Source organism: Mycobacterium paraseoulense (genome assembly GCF_010731655.1).
Taxonomy (GTDB): Bacteria; Actinomycetota; Actinomycetes; order Mycobacteriales; family Mycobacteriaceae; genus Mycobacterium; species Mycobacterium paraseoulense.
Map to the genome: position 1 here is coordinate 5,485,844 of NZ_AP022619.1, position 15,038 is coordinate 5,500,881.

Genomic DNA, 15,038 nt, shown 5'->3' on the forward strand with positions numbered 1-15,038 from the left:
CGGCGATGAGTGCTCGACGATCGGCTCGCGCCGTCGACCCGTTCCCCGATGTGTTACCACCCAGCGAAACGGTCACTGTCCGGGCGACCGACGGCACCCGGTTGCACGCCGAGGTGTTCGGGCCGCCGGGCGGCTACCCGATTGTCCTGGCACACGGCATCACCTGCACCATCCGGGCCTGGGCCTACCAGATCGCCGATCTGGCCGACGACTACCGGGTGATCGCCTTCGACCATCGCGGCCATGGGCGCAGCGGAATGCCTCGGCGCGACGGTTACAGCCTGAAACACCTTGCCTCCGACCTGAATTCGGTGCTGGATGCGACGCTGGCGCCGCACGAGCGCGCCGTGCTGGCCGGACATTCGATGGGCGGCATCACGATCGCCGCGTGGTCGGCGCGGTACCGGCACATGGTCCGCCGGCGCGCCGACGCGGTCGCGCTGATCAATACCACGACCGGGGATCTGGTCCGCAAGGTGCAGCTGCTGTCGGTGCCGCGCGGGCTGTCGCCGGCCCGGGTGGCCGCCGCCCGCGCTCTCATCCACGCGTTCGGCGGGTTTCCGATCCCGAGCGCCGCCCGCGTCCCGAGCCGCTACCTCGTCGGAATGCTGGCGGTGGGCCGGGAAGCCGATCCCAGCATCGCGAGGATCGTCCATCGGCTCTTCGAGCAGACCTCACCCGCGGGGCGCGCCGGTTGCGCCAGGATGCTGGTCGCCGCGTTGGGCTCGCGATACCTGGAGCTGGACGGTTTGACGGTGCCGACCCTGGTCATCGGCAGCGAACGCGACCGGCTGACCCCGATCAGTCAGGCCCGCAGGATCGCGGGCACCGCGCCCAACGTCGTCGGCCTCGTCGAGCTTCCCGGCGGCCACTGCTCGATGCTGGAACACCCGCGCGAGGTGAACCGCCACCTGCGGGCACTCGCCGAGTCGGTGACCCGGGACGTGCGGATCAGTTCATAGCAAGGCGCTGATCTCGGCGGCCGCGCGCTGGCCGGACCGGACGGCGCCGTCGAGAAATCCGGTCCATTCGTCCGCGGTCTCGGTGCCGGCCCAATGGATGGGCCCGACCGGTTCCCGCAGCCACGGCCCGAACTGTGTCCACGATCCCGGTGGGACCGCCGCGGTCGGACCGCCGGGCGCGAATTGTTCGGCGCCCCAACGGTGGTCGACATAGTCGAGCGGTTTGAGCGCATCGTCGCCGAACAACGTCGCAAAGCAGCGCAACGTGTCGTGGCGACGCTGCTCGGGGGACAGCGAGTCGAACGCGCGCGCGTCGACAAAGCCCATCAGGACGCCCGGCCCGTCGGCGTGGGGACTGACGTCGAAGGTGATGAACACCGGTCCCGTGTCGGACAGCGCCTGGCCGGAGAAGCCGTCGGCCCGCCAAAACGGCGTGGAATACGCCGCGTAGGCCTTGCTGAGCCGACCCTGGGGCCAATGCTGGGCGAGTTGGTGGTACTCGGCCGGCAGCGGGGGAGCGAACTCGATCGATGCGCGGTGGGCGGGCGGGACCGCGACCACGACGAACCCGGCCTCCGCCTGGCCGACGTCGGTGGTGACCGTCACTCCCGCGCCGTGCCGGTCGATGCGGCGGACCGGGGCGTTGAGCACGACGCGGGTGCCCAGTTCGGCGGCCGCGGCCTCGGCGATCTGCTGGGTGCCGCCGGGGAAACGGTCCTGTTGGGCGCCGTTTTCGACGTCGAGCAGGCGATCCAGGCCCCCGGCGGCGTGGGTATAGCGGGCCGCGTGCAGCATTGACACGTCGTCGGGTTCACACCCCCAGGTCACCCGGGACACGATCGCCAGCAGGTCGCGCGAGGAGCCGGTGGCGCGCACGGACCGCAGCCAGCCACCGAGCGACACGTCGTCGAGCTCGCGCGCCCGTCGCGCGTCCCACGGGGCGGACAGCGGGACGCTGCGGGCGATCCGGTCGAATTGCCAACGCAGCCGCCCGATGTCGATCAGCCCGGTCAGCGAAAGCTTGGGAATGGTGCCGCGGTAGGAGTGCGTCCAGCCCCGCCAGTGGATGACGTTCTTGCCGTCGTGGTGGGTCGGGACGGTCGGGACGCCGAGTTCGGCGGCCAGCGCCAGGACCGCGTCCTGGGTCGGGCCGACGAAGGTGCCCCCCAGGTCTGCGGGCAATCCCGCCACGCTGCCGGTGAAGGACCGGCCGCCGACGCGGTCGCGGCCCTCGAAGACCACCACGTCATGACCCTGGCCGGTCAGCTCGCGCGCCGCGGCAAGCCCCGCAAAGCCTGCGCCGACCACGACGACGTCGACGATCCACGGCGGGTTTGGCACGCGCACCAGTCAACCGCAATTCCCGTGCTTTCGTGCGGCAAACGCGGCCGCCGTTTTTGGCGTCGCGGGCCGCCTAGGGGGCGACGGTGAGCCAGTCGGCGAACCCGGACGGGTCGTGGCGGCCCAGCGCGCCGTGCTCGTAGAGGCCCCAGCCCTCCACCGGCTCGCCGTCGCCGTCGCGGCACACCGCCCGGCCGACGTGGTCGATCACCCCGAAGCCGGACCGCGCGACGATCGCCGGGTCGGTCATGTCGTAGGTGAGGCGTTCGACGAACTTCTCGCCCTTCCACATGCCGTGCAGCCAGTCCGAGTCGCCGCCGTAGCCGCCACCGACGTGGATGGGCACCGGCAGCTTGGACTCGATGTCGAAGTGGACCGGCGTGCCGTCGGGGGCGGTGGCGTCGATCGTGGCCCCGGTGGGGATCCGGGTGCCCGAGCGATAGTGGATCTTGACCCGCGGCCAGCCCAGCTGCTCGACGCGTCCGTCGCGCCACACCCGGGTGCAGTCGTTGAGCGAGCGGAAGCCGTCGGGCGCTTCCTGGATGATCAGCACGATGGCGAAGTCGTCGAACGCCATCGGCACGTACAGCCACCACATGCCCTCGAACGGCGGGTCGGCCGGCCGTCCCGCGGGCTCCGGCTCGCCGATCGGGCGGATGCCCCACGACCGGTCGCGGCTGCCGAGCCAGGTCCCGGGGTCGACGGCGATCTCCTCGCCGTCGATGGCAATGCGGCCGCTCCAGCTGCCGAGCTGGGCGAACCGCTGCGCGTCCAGCGTCACCCGGTTGCCGGACCGCATCAGGTGCGGCTGCTCCTGCACGACGTCGAAGAGCCCCTCCCAGGTGAGATCGGCTGCGATGCCTTCGGTTTCGTCGAGCACCAGCCGCAGTTTGCGCAGCGGCTCGATGACCTCGATCCGGTAACCGTTGACGTGCTGGTTGAGCCGGTCTTGGTCGATGGCGTCACACACGTGCACCGCGGTCTGGGTGTCGCCGCGCCTGACGAGGAAAAACGCGTCCTTGACGCCCAGGTTGGGGTAGTAGCCGATACCGCTGATGACGAAGATGTTTCCGGTGCGGTCGTGTGCGTTGAAGTACGAGCGATCGTAGAAGTTGCGGTCCGAGGAGCCCGGCCACGCGATCGGCTGCGGAACCTGGTGTACCGGGAACTCGTCGAGCGGTCCGAGCATTAGTTGTCCTCTCCGATCAGGCCCTCGCCGACCAACCTTCGCATCAGCCCGGCGTGGTAGAACAGCGACTCCACATCGTCGGGTTTCTCGGTTTCGCCGAAGTGCACCCGGCGCGCGCCGGTGCGCATGAACACGCAGGCCCACATGACGCCCGAGTAGACGTAGAACCAGCGCAAGTCACCGACTTCCACGCCGGTCAGTCGCCGATAGGTGGCACGCACGTCGTCCTCGCGCATCACCTCGGGCAGGCCCGGCAGCCCGGCCAGGCCGGTCAGCTCTTGAAACACCATGTGGGCGTAGATCATCCACGCGACGTCGAGCTCGCGTGGGCCGAGGGTGACCATCTCCCAGTCCAGCACCGCCACCGGCTGGAAGTCGCGGTACAAGACGTTGCCCACCCGCGCGTCGCCCCACAGCAGCACGGGTTCACGCGCGGCGGGTTCGGCCGGCCAGTTGTCCTCCAGCCAGGTGAAGGTCCGCTCCAGCAGCGGCGAGGCGCCGATGTCGGGCACCGCGAAGTCGTACCAGGACCGCACCCAATTGAAGTGCCTACGCAGCGCGGTGTCGCCATCGTGCCCATCGGCCAGGAAGCCAAAGGTCTTCTCCGCGTTGGGGATTGAATGCAACTTCGCCAGTACCCCGACGGTTGCGTCCTGCAGTTCGCGCTGCCGCTCGGCCGGGGCGTCGGCAAACCAGTTGTTACCGAACGTGTAGGGCATGACGTCGGGCGGCACCACACCGTCGACGTAGTCCATCACGAAGAACGGGGTGCCGAGCACCTCGCCGGTGGGCTCGAGCCAGCGCACCGGCGGGACGGGGACGTCGGTGAGTTCGCCGACTTTGCGGATGACTTCGAATTGGTGGTCGAGCCGGTAGGTCGGGAACACCTGCACGTCTTCGGGGGCGGGCGCCACCCTGGTCACGAGTTTCTGCTCGACGGGACTGCCGTCCTGCTGCCAGCGGGCGGTCAGGATGATGGTTTCCGAAGACATCCCCGTCGAGTCGACGCCGCTTTCGACGGTGACCTCCGGCGCGGCCCCGGCGGGCAGCACGGTCGAAAGCCATTTCGACATCACGCCGGGTAGCGTCGTGACGTCTCTGCTGGAGCGCTGGAGCCGGTCGACCTTGTCGAGCACGGGTTCGTTGGCCACGGGTGCCTCCATCCTTTGAGACTTCGTCCTCTTTGAGACCTCGGCGCGGCAATTACGATACGGTAGGTAGCGTTATGAAAGCAGACCCGTCCGCCATTGACAAGGCCCCCGGTGCCGGCCGGCCGCGGGACCCGCGAATCGACTCCGCCATCCTATCGGCCACCGCGGAACTGCTTGTCCAAATGGGCTATTCCAGCTTGAGCCTGGCCGCGGTCGCCGAGCGCGCGGGAACCACGAAATCGGCGCTGTACCGCCGCTGGTCGAGCAAGGCCGAATTGGTGCACGAGGCGGCCTTCCCGGTGGCGCCCACCGCGCTGGAGGCACCGGCCGGGGACTTCGCCGCCGACATCCGCATGATGATCGAGGCCACCCGCGACGTCTTCACCACCCCGGTCGTCCGCGCCGCTCTGCCGGGCCTGGTGGCCGACATGACGGCCGATCCCGCCCTGAACGCCCGGGTGATGTCGCGGTTCGCGGACCTGTTCGCGACGGTGCGCGCGCGGTTGAGTGACGCCGTCGAGCGGGGCGACGCGCATCCCGACGTGGATCCGGACCGGTTGATCGAGTTGATCGGCGGGGCCACGATGCTGCGCATGCTGCTGCGCCCGGAGGACGACCTCGACGATGAGTGGGTGCGGCAGACCACCGCCATCCTGGTGCACGGGGTGACGCGATGACGGGGCGCCTGGCCGGGCGGGCCGCGATCGTCACCGGCGCCAGCCGCGGACTGGGCCGGGCGATCGCGCTGGCCCTCGCGGCCGACGGCGCCGCCGTGGCGGTGGCGGGTCGCACCGAGCGGGTCTGGGACGAGCGGCTGCCGGGAACCATCGGCGAGACGGTGGCCGACATCGAGGCGGCGGGCGGACGCGCGGTGGCGATCCGCGCCGACCTGACCGACCGCGAGGACATCGCCCGGTTGGTGGGCACGGCGCGGGATGCGCTGGGGCCCATCACGATTCTGGTGAACAATGCGGCCTTCACCGCGCCCGGCCGCCCGCCGGCGCCCGGTTCCGAACCGCGCGCCAAGTCGGCCAAGCCGGCGAGCGGCCCCGGCAAACCGGGGTGGCCGGGATTCGTCAGCATCCCGCTGGCCGCGTACCGCCGGCATTTCGAGATCGCCGTCTTCGCCGCCTACGAGCTGATGCAGCTGGTCTGCCCCGACATGATCGAAGCGGGTCGGGGGTCGATCATCAACGTCACCTCGGTCGCGTCGCGGATCCCGGGCGACGGGCCGTACCCGGACCGCAGCGGCGGCGTGCTGCCCGGGTACGGCGGATCCAAGGCGGCGCTCGAGCATCTGACCCGGTGCGCGGCGTTCGATCTCGCCGATCACCGCATCGCGGTGAATGCCCTGTCGCCGTCGAAACCGATCCTCACGCCGGGTCTGGCCTACTATGCGCGAGAGTTCGACGATACCGCCGCAGCGGACGAATTCGCCCGGGCCGCAGTGGAGTTGACACTCGTCGATCCCGGCAAAGTCACCGGTCGCACGATCGGTCATCTGCAGGTGCTCGACGGCAGCTTCCGGCCCTTCGAGCCGGAATAGGCGCCGCTGGGTCAGCCCTCGTCCGTATCTGGCGGGTCGGGATCGCCGCGCAGCAGTTCGTCGGGGTGGTGAGCGTGATTGGTCTCGGCTGGCCCGCTGCCATCCGTCCAGCCGAGCCGCCCGTCGCCGTCGACCTCCGTGCGCCATTCACCACGGCTGGCCGCGGCGTGGTCACATCCGCACGCGAAAAACAGTTTGTCCGCGTCGGTTCGGCCACCGGCCGCCCAGTCCGGGCAATGGTGAACCTCGCAGTGATAACCCGGCTCGAGGCAGTTGGGCCGGGTGCAACCGCGGTCGCGGGCATAGCAGATGAGTCTCTGGTCGGCGGTGGCGATGCGTTTCTGCCGGCCCAGATACAGTGGCCGGCCGGTATGGTCGTCGAACACCGCCAAGTAATGAATTCCCCTGGCCGCCATGCGAATCAGATCCGGCATCGGCAGCCTGGAACCGCCGCCGGTCGTGGCGGGCGCCGGCATGGGCACCGACGGGTCGACGACCGCGTGTGCGGCCCGGTCGAGCTCGCCCAACGTGGTGGTGACGACCACGGTGACGGGATGGCCGCGGTGGGCCCCGAGCCGCCCGGAGGCGACGGCGGCTTCGAGGCCGAGCTTGAACGCGTCATGGCAGCGTTGGGCCGGTGTGCGCCGATCGCGCGCTTCGGGATCTTCGTCCTGCCCACCGGGTTGATGCCGGCCCGGCCGCACGGCCGCTGCGACGGCTTCGAAGTAGGCGCGGGCCTCGGGGTCGAGCAGTCCGGACAGCGGCGACATGCCGTCGGGCCCCTGCGGGCCCAGGTGCAGCCGCCGGCGTCGGGCCCGGTCGGCGTCGTCGAACAGGCCGTCGGGATTGAGGTGGTCGGCGATCCGCCGGCCCAGCTTGGCGACGACGCCGGCGTCGAGCTTGGTCGCGTGCCGCACCAGGGCGAGCTCCGCGTCCGCCGCATCCGAGGGCGCTACGCAGGAGGGCAGCACATCCACCGCCGCGCACACCGCCCGGATGTGGTCCTCGCCGACCGCGCCGTCGGCGACCGCGGCCGCCAGTGCCGGTAGCTCCGGTGGCACGGGCGGCCCGGTCAGCGAGCGCCGCGGCCGGATCCGCGCCGCGAGCCGGAAGCGGCGGGTGATCTCGTTGGGCGTGATGCGCAGCCGCGCCCACAGCTTGTCGCGGACCGACGGCACGTAGCCGCTTCCGTCGGGCGGGTCGGCGATTTCCGCGAAGAACCGGTACATCAGCCCCCGGTTGGTGCGGTCCTGGAATTCCAGCCGTTCGGCGACCCCGACCCTGAAGTCGTTGCCGACCACGTCCGACGAGGTCTCCCGCAGCACGTCGTGGGCGGCGTCGATCGCGTCGAGAGCGGCGCCCATCCGCTCTCGTGCCTGTTCGGCGCTCATCCGGAAACCCACGCCGCCACGTTATCGAACAAGTGTGCGAAGCGGGCCGTCGAGAACACGGTTTGTGGATGAACCGCCAACTGTGGATAACGCGCGGCCTGACGTGCCAGGATGAGGCAAGCCAGTGCCGCAACAACCGGTCGAGTGGTATGCCAATGCCCGGTATGGACAAGCCGACGGGGCGGGTCGTCGCCCTGATCGCGCTGCTGCTCGTCGTCTCCGCCGCCCTGCGTGGTTACCTGCCGGCCCCCCACCACGCGGCATACGGCGAGCAGGGCAGCGGCCGGGCGGCGCTGATCATCGTGGTGGCGGCCCTGGGCGTCACTCTGGCGCTGGTGGCGGTCGCCGTGGTCGCCCGGCTGCGCGACCCGCGCGCGGCGGCGCCGCACGCCGGCCAGCTGTCCGAGATGCTCGGCAACGGGAAGGGCCGGCCGAGCTGGCGGGTGGTGCTGATCGGGTCGGCGGTGATCGTGGCGTGGCTGCTGCTCGTGTTGGTGGTGTCGCATCTGTTGTCGACCCACGGTGTCGGTCAGGCGCCGCCCCCGCCGGCGACCGGCGCCGCATCGCCGCAGGATGTGAACGCCCCGGCGCCGCAGCGGCCCCATCGGCAGAGCGGGGACATGCTCGGCATCCTGCTCGCCGCCACCGTTCCGATGATGTTGATCATCGTCACCGGGACGCTGGTCATATCGCGGCGCCGGGGGCGCGGGGCGACGGCTACCGTCGCCGCCGATCCCGCCGAAACCGCCGTCGCACCAACGCGTTCGGAATCATTGGCGCGGGCGGCCGAACGGGGGCTGGCCGAGATGACCGACCTCAGCCGGGAACCCCGCGAGGCGATCATCGCCTGCTACGCGGCCATGGAGCGCGAGCTCGCCAACGTGCCCGGCGCCGTCCCGCAGGACTTCGACACCCCGACCGAGGTGCTGGCGCGGGCGGTCGAACGCCATGCGCTGCACGCCGAGAACGCCGTGCAATTGGTGGATCTGTTCGCCGAGGCGCGGTTCAGCCCGCACGTGATGAACGAGGGCCACCGCGACCTGGCGGTGCGCGTTCTGCAGTTGGTCCTCGACGAACTGGGCTCACGGAGCGCAGCATGAGAAAAACGCTGGCCCTTGGCATCTGCCTGATCGCCGGGATCGAGCTGCTCGCGCTGCTGCAGCACGATCGCCGGCTCGTGTTGGCCGCCTCGGGAGGTGCCCTCGGTCTCGTGCTGTTCACCGTCCGCCGGGTGCTCGGGCGTGGCCCGCAACCCGAGACCGACACGGATCCCGACGACCTCGGTGATTCGTTGCGGCGCTGGCTGTCCACCACCGCGACGACGATCCGGTGGTCGGAATCCACCCGGGTCGACTGGGACCGTCACCTGCGCCCGATGCTTGCGCGCCGATACGAGATGGCGACGGGCCAGCGACGATCCAAAGACCCCGTGGCATATCAGGCGAGCGGTCAGATGCTCTTCGGGACCGATCTGTGGGAATGGGTTAATCCGAACAATGTCGCGCGCACCGGTGACCGGCGGCCCGGTCCCGGCCGTGCCGCGCTGGAAGAGATCCTGCGAAAGTTGGAACAGGTATGACGCTGCCGGCGGCAACAACCACAGCGCGCTGCGAGGCGGTGCTCGACGAGATCGAACGCGTGGTGGTGGGCAAGCGCTCCGCGCTCACCCTCATCCTCATCGCGGTGCTCGCGCGCGGCCACGTCCTGATCGAGGACCTGCCCGGCCTGGGCAAGACGCTCATCGCCAGGTCGTTCGCCGCCGCGCTGGGGCTGCAGTTCACCCGCGTGCAGTTCACCCCGGACCTGCTGCCCGCGGACCTGCTCGGCTCGACGATCTACGACATGCAATCGAGTCGTTTCGCCTTCCGGCCCGGACCCATCTTCACCAACCTGCTGCTCGCCGACGAGATCAACCGCACGCCGCCCAAGACCCAGGCGGCGCTGCTCGAGGCGATGGCCGAGGGCCAGGTGAGCATCGACGGCGAAACACACCAGTTGCCACAGCCTTTCATCGTCCTGGCGACCGACAACCCGATCGAGTACGAGGGCACCTACCCGTTGCCGGAGGCCCAGCTCGACCGGTTCGCGATCCGCTTGGAGCTGCGGTACCTCTCGGAGCGCGACGAGACCGCGATGCTGCGCCGCCGCCTCGACCGCGGCTCGGTCGAGCCGACCGTCAACCAAGTCGTGGATGCGCACGACCTGCTCGCGATGCGCGAATCCGTCGAGCAGGTCACCGTGCACGAGGACGTTTTGCACTACGTGGTGTCGCTGGCCAACGCCACGCGGCACCATCCGCAGGTCGCCGTGGGAGCCAGCCCGCGCGCCGAACTCGACCTGGTTCAACTCGCCCGCGCCCGTGCGCTGCTGCTGGGCCGCGACTATGTGATCCCCGAGGACGTCAAGGCGCTCGCCGTCCCGGCGGTCGCGCACCGGATCACCCTGCGACCCGAGATGTGGGTGCGCAAGATCCAGGGCGCCGACGTCGTCGGGGAGCTGCTGCGCCGCCTACCGGTGCCCCGAACCGGCGAGGGGCACGGGGGCGGCGGATGAGTGCGGCGTGACTGGGCGTGAGGTCGAATTCCGTTGGCGCGCATCCCACTTGACGCGCGCCGTCGCGACCTGCGCGGGGTTGGCGCTGGCGGCCGCGGTCATCGGTGCGCGGTGGCAGTTGATCGCCTTCGCGGCGCCGCTGCTCGGCGTGCTGTGCTCGATCAGCTGGCAACGGCCCGTGCCGAAAATCCGCATACACGGCGATCCCGCTTCGCAGCGGTGCTTCGAGAACGACCGCTCGCGGCTGCGCATCTGGGCGACGGAAGAGGGTGAGGCGGCGGGATTTTCGGCCGTCGAGGTCACGGTCCCGCCCGTCGAGGGGATGCAGCTCGAAACGCTGGACGGGGATTCCCGCCACGCCAAGGCGGTCGCCGCCACCGCGCAACGGTGGGGCCGGTACCTGATCCGGGCCCGGGTCGACACGGTCGCGCGCGGTGGGCTGCTGTCGGGGACGGCCACGGTGGACGCCGCCGAGGTCATCGTGTTTCCCCTGACGCCGCCGCAGCCGACGCCCATCCCGCAGACCGAACTGCTCGACCGCCTGGGCGCCCACCTCACCCGGCATATCGGCCCGGGCGTCGAATACGCCGACATTCGCACCTATGTGCCGGGAGACCAACTGAGGTCGGTGAACTGGCCGGTGAGCGCCCGCCGCCGCCAGTTGCACGTCACCCAGCGCCTCACCGATCGCGCCGCCGACGTGGTGGTGCTGATCGACACATACCGGCAGCCCGCGGGCCCGGCGACCGTGGCCACCGAGCGGGTCGTCCGCGGCGCGGCTCAAGTCGTGCAGACCGCGCTGCGGCACGGGGACCGCGCCGGGATCGTCGCCCTGGGCGGCAACCACCCGCGCTGGCTGGGCGCCGACATCGGGCAGCGCCAGTTCTATCGGGTGCTCGACACGGTGCTCGGCGCCGGCGATCGATTCGAAAGCACGACGGGAACGTTGGCGCCGCGGGCGGCCATGCCCGCGGGCGCGATCGTCATCGCCTTCTCCACGCTGCTCGACACCGAGTTCGCGCTCGCGTTGATCGATCTGCGCCGGCGCGGTCACGTCGTCATCGCCGTCGACGTCCTCGACCGCTCGCCGTTCGAGGATCAGCAGGATCCCCTGGTGGACCGGATGTGGTCGCTGCAGCGTTCCGCCATGTATCGCGACATGGCGACCGTCGGTGTCGACATCGTTTCGTGGCAGGGCGACAGCGGATTGGAGCAGTCCATGGGTGTGCTGCCGGATCGCCGGCGGCGGGTGCGGGGCCGGCTTCGTGGCTAGTGGCGACGCCGCGGGAGTGCCGAGGCTGTGGGCGACGGCGTCGTCGGTGGCATTCGGCCTGCTGATGGTGGGGTTGGCCGCCGATGGCTCGCACGGACTCGCGGTGGCCGCGTGGGTGGCGGCGCTGATCGCGGTGGTCGGGGGAACGGTAATCCGGTCTGCGGCAACGCTTGCCGTGTTGCTGTCGGTGATCACGATCGTGCTGTCCGACCCGCCGCTGGTTTTCGTCGCGCTGTCCGGGCTGTGCGCCGCCGCATACCTGGTCTGCCGTCACGCGGTCGGCGCGCCGGCCGGTGTGGTGATGGGCAGCGTTCCGACAGCCGTTGGCGCCGTGGGCTTTACGTTCGCGGGGTGGGTCGCGGCGTCGTTCCCGCTGCAGCTGCCGTGGTTGCCGTTGGCCGCGCCGCTGGCGGCGCTGGCCGTTTACGTGCTGGCCGTGCGCCCGTTTCTGGGCTGAGCTCAGTGCAGCAGCTGGGCGGCGTGGTCCGCCAGGTCGAGCAGCGGCTGCGGGAAGATGCCCAGCACCACGGTGATCGCGGCGCACACCGCGATCGCGGCCTTGCTCAGAATGCCAGGCGCGACCACGTGGGGGGTGTCGTCGGTGGCCTCGGTGAAGAACATCGACACGATCACCCGCACGTAGAAGTATGCGGCGATCCCACTGGCGACCACACCGACGATCACCAGGGGCGCCGCACCGCCCTGGGCGGCGGCCTTGAACACGGCGAGCTTGCTGACGAAACCACTGGTCAGCGGGATGCCGGCGAACGCCAGCAGGAACATCGAAAACATCACGCCCACAATGGGTGAGCGCTGCCCGAGCCCCGCCCAGTGCGCCAGCGTGGCGTCTTCGACGCCGTCGGCATCGCGGATCAGGCCCACGATGGCGAACGCGCCCACGGTGCTGAAGCTGTAGGCCAGCAGATAGAACAGCGTGGACGACAGGCCCGCCTGGTTGTCGGCGATGACGCCGGTGAGGATGAACCCGACGTGGGCGACCGACGAGTAGGCCAGCATGCGCTTGACGTCGGTCTGGTTGACCGCGGTGATGGTGCCCACCGCCATGGTGAGAATCGAGATCGTCCACAGGACCGGCCGCCATTGGTCGTGCAGGGGCGGCAGCGCGACGTAGACCACCCGCAGCAGCGCGCCGAAGGCCGCGACCTTGGTGGCCGCCGCCATGAATCCGGTGATGGGGGTGGGCGCACCCTGGTAGACGTCCGGAATCCACGAATGGAACGGAACCGCACCCACTTTGAACAGCAGGCCGACCGACAGCAGCGCGACGCCCACCAGCGCCATCGAGGTGTCTCCGTGCGCCGCCAGCGCGTCGCGGATGCCGGTCAGCAGCAGCGTGCCGGTCGCGCCGTACAGCAGCGCCACGCCGTAGAGGAAGAACGCCGACGAGAACGCGCCCAGCAGGAAGTACTTCATCGCCGCTTCCTGCGACAGCAGTCGGCGGTGCCGGGCCAGGCCGCACATCAGATACAGCGGCAGCGAAAGAACCTCGAGCGCAACGAACATCGTCAACAGGTCGTTGGAGGCGGGGAAGACCATCATGCCGCCGACCGACAGCATCGCCAGGGGGAACAGCTCCGTCTGCGCGGCCCCGGCCCGCTCGGCGTCGCGCTCGGCGTCGCTGCCGGGAACCGCCGACGCCTGCGGCGTGAAGGAATCCAGGCCGGCGGACCCGGCCGCCGCCACCCCGGCGGCGACCTTGCTCTCCGCCTTGGTCTGCGTGCGTTCGGCCATGAAGATGACGGCCAGCACCGCGACCAGCAGCACGGTGCCCTGCAGGTACAGCGTCGGCCGGTCGATGGCCATCGCGCCCAGCACCGTCGCGCGGCCGGAGGCCGGAAGCGACCGGCTCACCGCGATCACCGCGACGAATGCCGCGATGAGGCCGGCGAGGGCGATCGTCACCTGGGCGCCGTAGCGGGCCCGCCTGGGCAGGAACGCCTCCGCGAGGACGCCCACCACGGCGACGCCGAAAACGATGAGCGTCGGGCAGAGCAGAAAGTACTCGATGCTGGGGGTGGGGAGGGTCATTGGCGCGGTCCTTGGGCTGTCCGGGGTACGCGGTTGACTGCCGGCACGCTCGGCGCGGGATCGTGCTGACCGATGGTCGTCATGGTGTTCTCGACGGCGGGGTTGATGATGTCGAGCACCGGCTTCGGGTAGACGCCGAGAACGAGCAACAGCGCGATCAACGGTGCGACGACCAGCAATTCGCGGGCCCGCAGGTCGCCGATCTTCTCGTTGCCGGTGGCCACCGGCCCGGTCATCACCCGCTGGTAGAGCCACAGCATGTAGATGGCCGACAGCACCAGTGCGGTGACCCCGAACGCGGCGGCCAGCCAGTACCTGTTGAAAGTGCCCAGCAGGACCAGGAATTCGCTGATGAACGGCGCCAGGCCGGGCAGCGACAGGGTGGCCATGGCCGAGACCAGGAAGGTCCCCGCCAGGATGGGCGCCACCTTCTGCACCCCGCCGTAGTCGGCGATCGCCCGGCTGCCGTGCCGCGATATCAGGAATCCCGCGATCAGGAACACCGCGGCCGTGGACAGGCCGTGGTTGAGCATGTACAGCGTCGACCCGCTCTGTCCCTGGCTGGTCATCACGAAGATGCCCAGGATGATGAAACCGAAGTGCGAAATGGAGGTGTAGGCGATCAGGCGCATGATGTCGGTCTGCCCGATGGCCACGATCGCGCCGTAGATGACACCGATGACGGCCAGCACCACGATCAGCGGGCGGAAATACGTTGAGGCGCCGGGGAACAGCTGCAGGCAGTAGCGCAGCATGCCGAAGGTGCCCACCTTGTCCATCACCGCCATCATCAGCACCGCGGTGGCCGGGGTGGCCTCCACCGCGGCGTCGGGCAGCCAACGGTGGAACGGCCACAGCGGCGCCTTGATGGCGAACGCGAACATGAAGCCCAGGAACAGCGCCTTGAACACCGCGGAGTCGGCGCCGTAGCGGCCGGAGGCGACGCCGGCCACGATCTCGCGGAAGTCGAAGGTGCCCGAACCGTGCTGGGCGGTCACCACGTACAGCCCGATCACCGCGGCCAGCATGATCAGCCCGCCGAACAGGTTGTACAGCAAGAACTTCACCGCCGCGCGCGACCTGCCCGCGCCACCGCCGAAGCCCCCGATCAGGAAGTACATCGGGATCAGCATGGCCTCGAAGAACACGTAGAACAGCAAGACGTCCAGCGCCACGACGGAGATCAGCACCATCGACTCGATCGCCAGCGTCAGGGCGATGTACGCGTGCACGCCGCGCGGGTTGCCTTCGCCTCCGTCGTTCCAGCCGGCCACCTGCAGCACCGGGATCAGTACCGCGGTCAGCAGCACCAGCACCACCGCGATGCCGTCCACGCCCAGGGAGTAGGTGGCGCCGAAAGCCGGTATCCAGGAACGGCTTTCGACGAACTGGTAAGTGCTGCCACCGGTCTTGAAGCCGAGGGTGACGACGATCGCGACCGCCAGTGTCACGACGCCGAAGACCAGGCCGGTCCACTTGGCGACCCGGCGCAGCCCGGGCGGCAGCAGGATGACGAGCACCGAGCCGGCCAGCGGCACCAGCCACAGGACGCTCAGCCAGGGAACCGTATTCATAGCACCCGC

14 protein-coding genes are annotated in these 15,038 nt (G+C 70.0%); 8 read left to right on the top strand and 6 right to left on the bottom strand.

The genetic code is table 11. From position 1 onward, the window contains the following. The first annotated feature begins 5 nt into the window (after positions 1 to 5). Complete coding sequence (locus G6N51_RS25610) at positions 6 to 962, top strand: alpha/beta fold hydrolase (protein WP_083173389.1); 957 nt, start codon at positions 6 to 8, stop codon at positions 960 to 962. Here the strand turns inward: G6N51_RS25610 and G6N51_RS25615 are convergent. From G6N51_RS25615 to G6N51_RS25625, 3 genes are all read right to left on the bottom strand, one after another. Continuing rightward, the gene (locus G6N51_RS25615) at positions 957 to 2,303 is read right to left on the bottom strand and encodes a flavin monoamine oxidase family protein (RefSeq protein ID WP_083173440.1); all 1,347 of its coding nucleotides are present in this window, start codon (positions 2,301 to 2,303) and stop codon (positions 957 to 959) included. The genes G6N51_RS25610 and G6N51_RS25615 overlap by 6 nt on opposite strands. Positions 2,304 to 2,376: 73 nt before the next feature. Next, positions 2,377 to 3,492 carry a hypothetical protein gene (locus G6N51_RS25620; protein WP_083173390.1) on the bottom strand — a complete coding sequence of 372 codons (1,116 nt, stop codon included), beginning with the start codon at positions 3,490 to 3,492 and terminating at the stop codon, positions 2,377 to 2,379. Further along, positions 3,492 to 4,643, bottom strand: coding sequence for a phosphotransferase family protein (locus tag G6N51_RS25625; protein WP_083173441.1), 1,152 nt, complete (start codon positions 4,641 to 4,643; stop codon positions 3,492 to 3,494). Before G6N51_RS25625 ends, G6N51_RS25620 begins: the two co-directional genes overlap by 1 nt. A gap of 74 nt (positions 4,644 to 4,717) precedes the next feature. Here G6N51_RS25625 and G6N51_RS25630 point away from each other — a divergent pair, with 74 nt between their 5' ends. Then, positions 4,718 to 5,320, top strand: coding sequence for a TetR/AcrR family transcriptional regulator (locus G6N51_RS25630; protein ID WP_083173391.1), 603 nt, complete (start codon positions 4,718 to 4,720; stop codon positions 5,318 to 5,320). Further along, positions 5,317 to 6,189, top strand: a complete 873-nt coding sequence (locus tag G6N51_RS25635; RefSeq protein ID WP_083173392.1) for an SDR family NAD(P)-dependent oxidoreductase — start codon at positions 5,317 to 5,319, stop codon at positions 6,187 to 6,189. The genes G6N51_RS25630 and G6N51_RS25635 overlap by 4 nt, the downstream gene beginning before the upstream one ends. 11 nt (positions 6,190 to 6,200) lie before the next feature. Here G6N51_RS25635 and G6N51_RS25640 read toward each other — a convergent pair whose 3' ends face one another. Next, positions 6,201 to 7,580 carry a 13E12 repeat family protein gene (locus G6N51_RS25640; protein WP_276055334.1) on the bottom strand — a complete coding sequence of 460 codons (1,380 nt, stop codon included), beginning with the start codon at positions 7,578 to 7,580 and terminating at the stop codon, positions 6,201 to 6,203. A 155-nt stretch (positions 7,581 to 7,735) separates the two neighbouring features. On the opposite strand from G6N51_RS25640, the gene G6N51_RS25645 reads away from it, so the two are divergent. From G6N51_RS25645 to G6N51_RS25665, 5 genes are all read left to right on the top strand, one after another. Next, on the top strand, positions 7,736 to 8,680 hold the full coding sequence (locus G6N51_RS25645; protein ID WP_180134412.1) for a DUF4129 domain-containing protein: 945 nt from the start codon (positions 7,736 to 7,738) through the stop codon (positions 8,678 to 8,680). After that, positions 8,677 to 9,159: a hypothetical protein gene (locus tag G6N51_RS25650; protein WP_083173395.1), complete on the top strand. Its 483-nt coding sequence runs from the start codon at positions 8,677 to 8,679 to the stop codon at positions 9,157 to 9,159. Before G6N51_RS25645 ends, G6N51_RS25650 begins: the two co-directional genes overlap by 4 nt. Next, positions 9,156 to 10,133 carry an AAA family ATPase gene (locus tag G6N51_RS25655; RefSeq protein WP_083173396.1) on the top strand — a complete coding sequence of 326 codons (978 nt, stop codon included), beginning with the start codon at positions 9,156 to 9,158 and terminating at the stop codon, positions 10,131 to 10,133. The genes G6N51_RS25650 and G6N51_RS25655 overlap by 4 nt, the downstream gene beginning before the upstream one ends. 7 nt (positions 10,134 to 10,140) lie before the next feature. Next, positions 10,141 to 11,406 carry a DUF58 domain-containing protein gene (locus G6N51_RS25660; RefSeq protein WP_083173397.1) on the top strand — a complete coding sequence of 422 codons (1,266 nt, stop codon included), beginning with the start codon at positions 10,141 to 10,143 and terminating at the stop codon, positions 11,404 to 11,406. A 64-nt stretch (positions 11,407 to 11,470) separates the two neighbouring features. Next, complete coding sequence (locus tag G6N51_RS25665; RefSeq protein WP_232078589.1) at positions 11,471 to 11,863, top strand: hypothetical protein; 393 nt, start codon at positions 11,471 to 11,473, stop codon at positions 11,861 to 11,863. Positions 11,864 to 11,865: 2 nt separating this feature from the next. Here G6N51_RS25665 and nuoN read toward each other — a convergent pair whose 3' ends face one another. Continuing rightward, positions 11,866 to 13,455: an NADH-quinone oxidoreductase subunit NuoN gene (nuoN, locus tag G6N51_RS25670; protein ID WP_083173398.1), complete on the bottom strand. Its 1,590-nt coding sequence runs from the start codon at positions 13,453 to 13,455 to the stop codon at positions 11,866 to 11,868. Beyond that, the gene (locus G6N51_RS25675) at positions 13,452 to 15,029 is read right to left on the bottom strand and encodes an NADH-quinone oxidoreductase subunit M (protein WP_083173399.1); all 1,578 of its coding nucleotides are present in this window, start codon (positions 15,027 to 15,029) and stop codon (positions 13,452 to 13,454) included. The genes nuoN and G6N51_RS25675 overlap by 4 nt, the downstream gene beginning before the upstream one ends. Positions 15,030 to 15,038 lie beyond the last annotated feature (9 nt).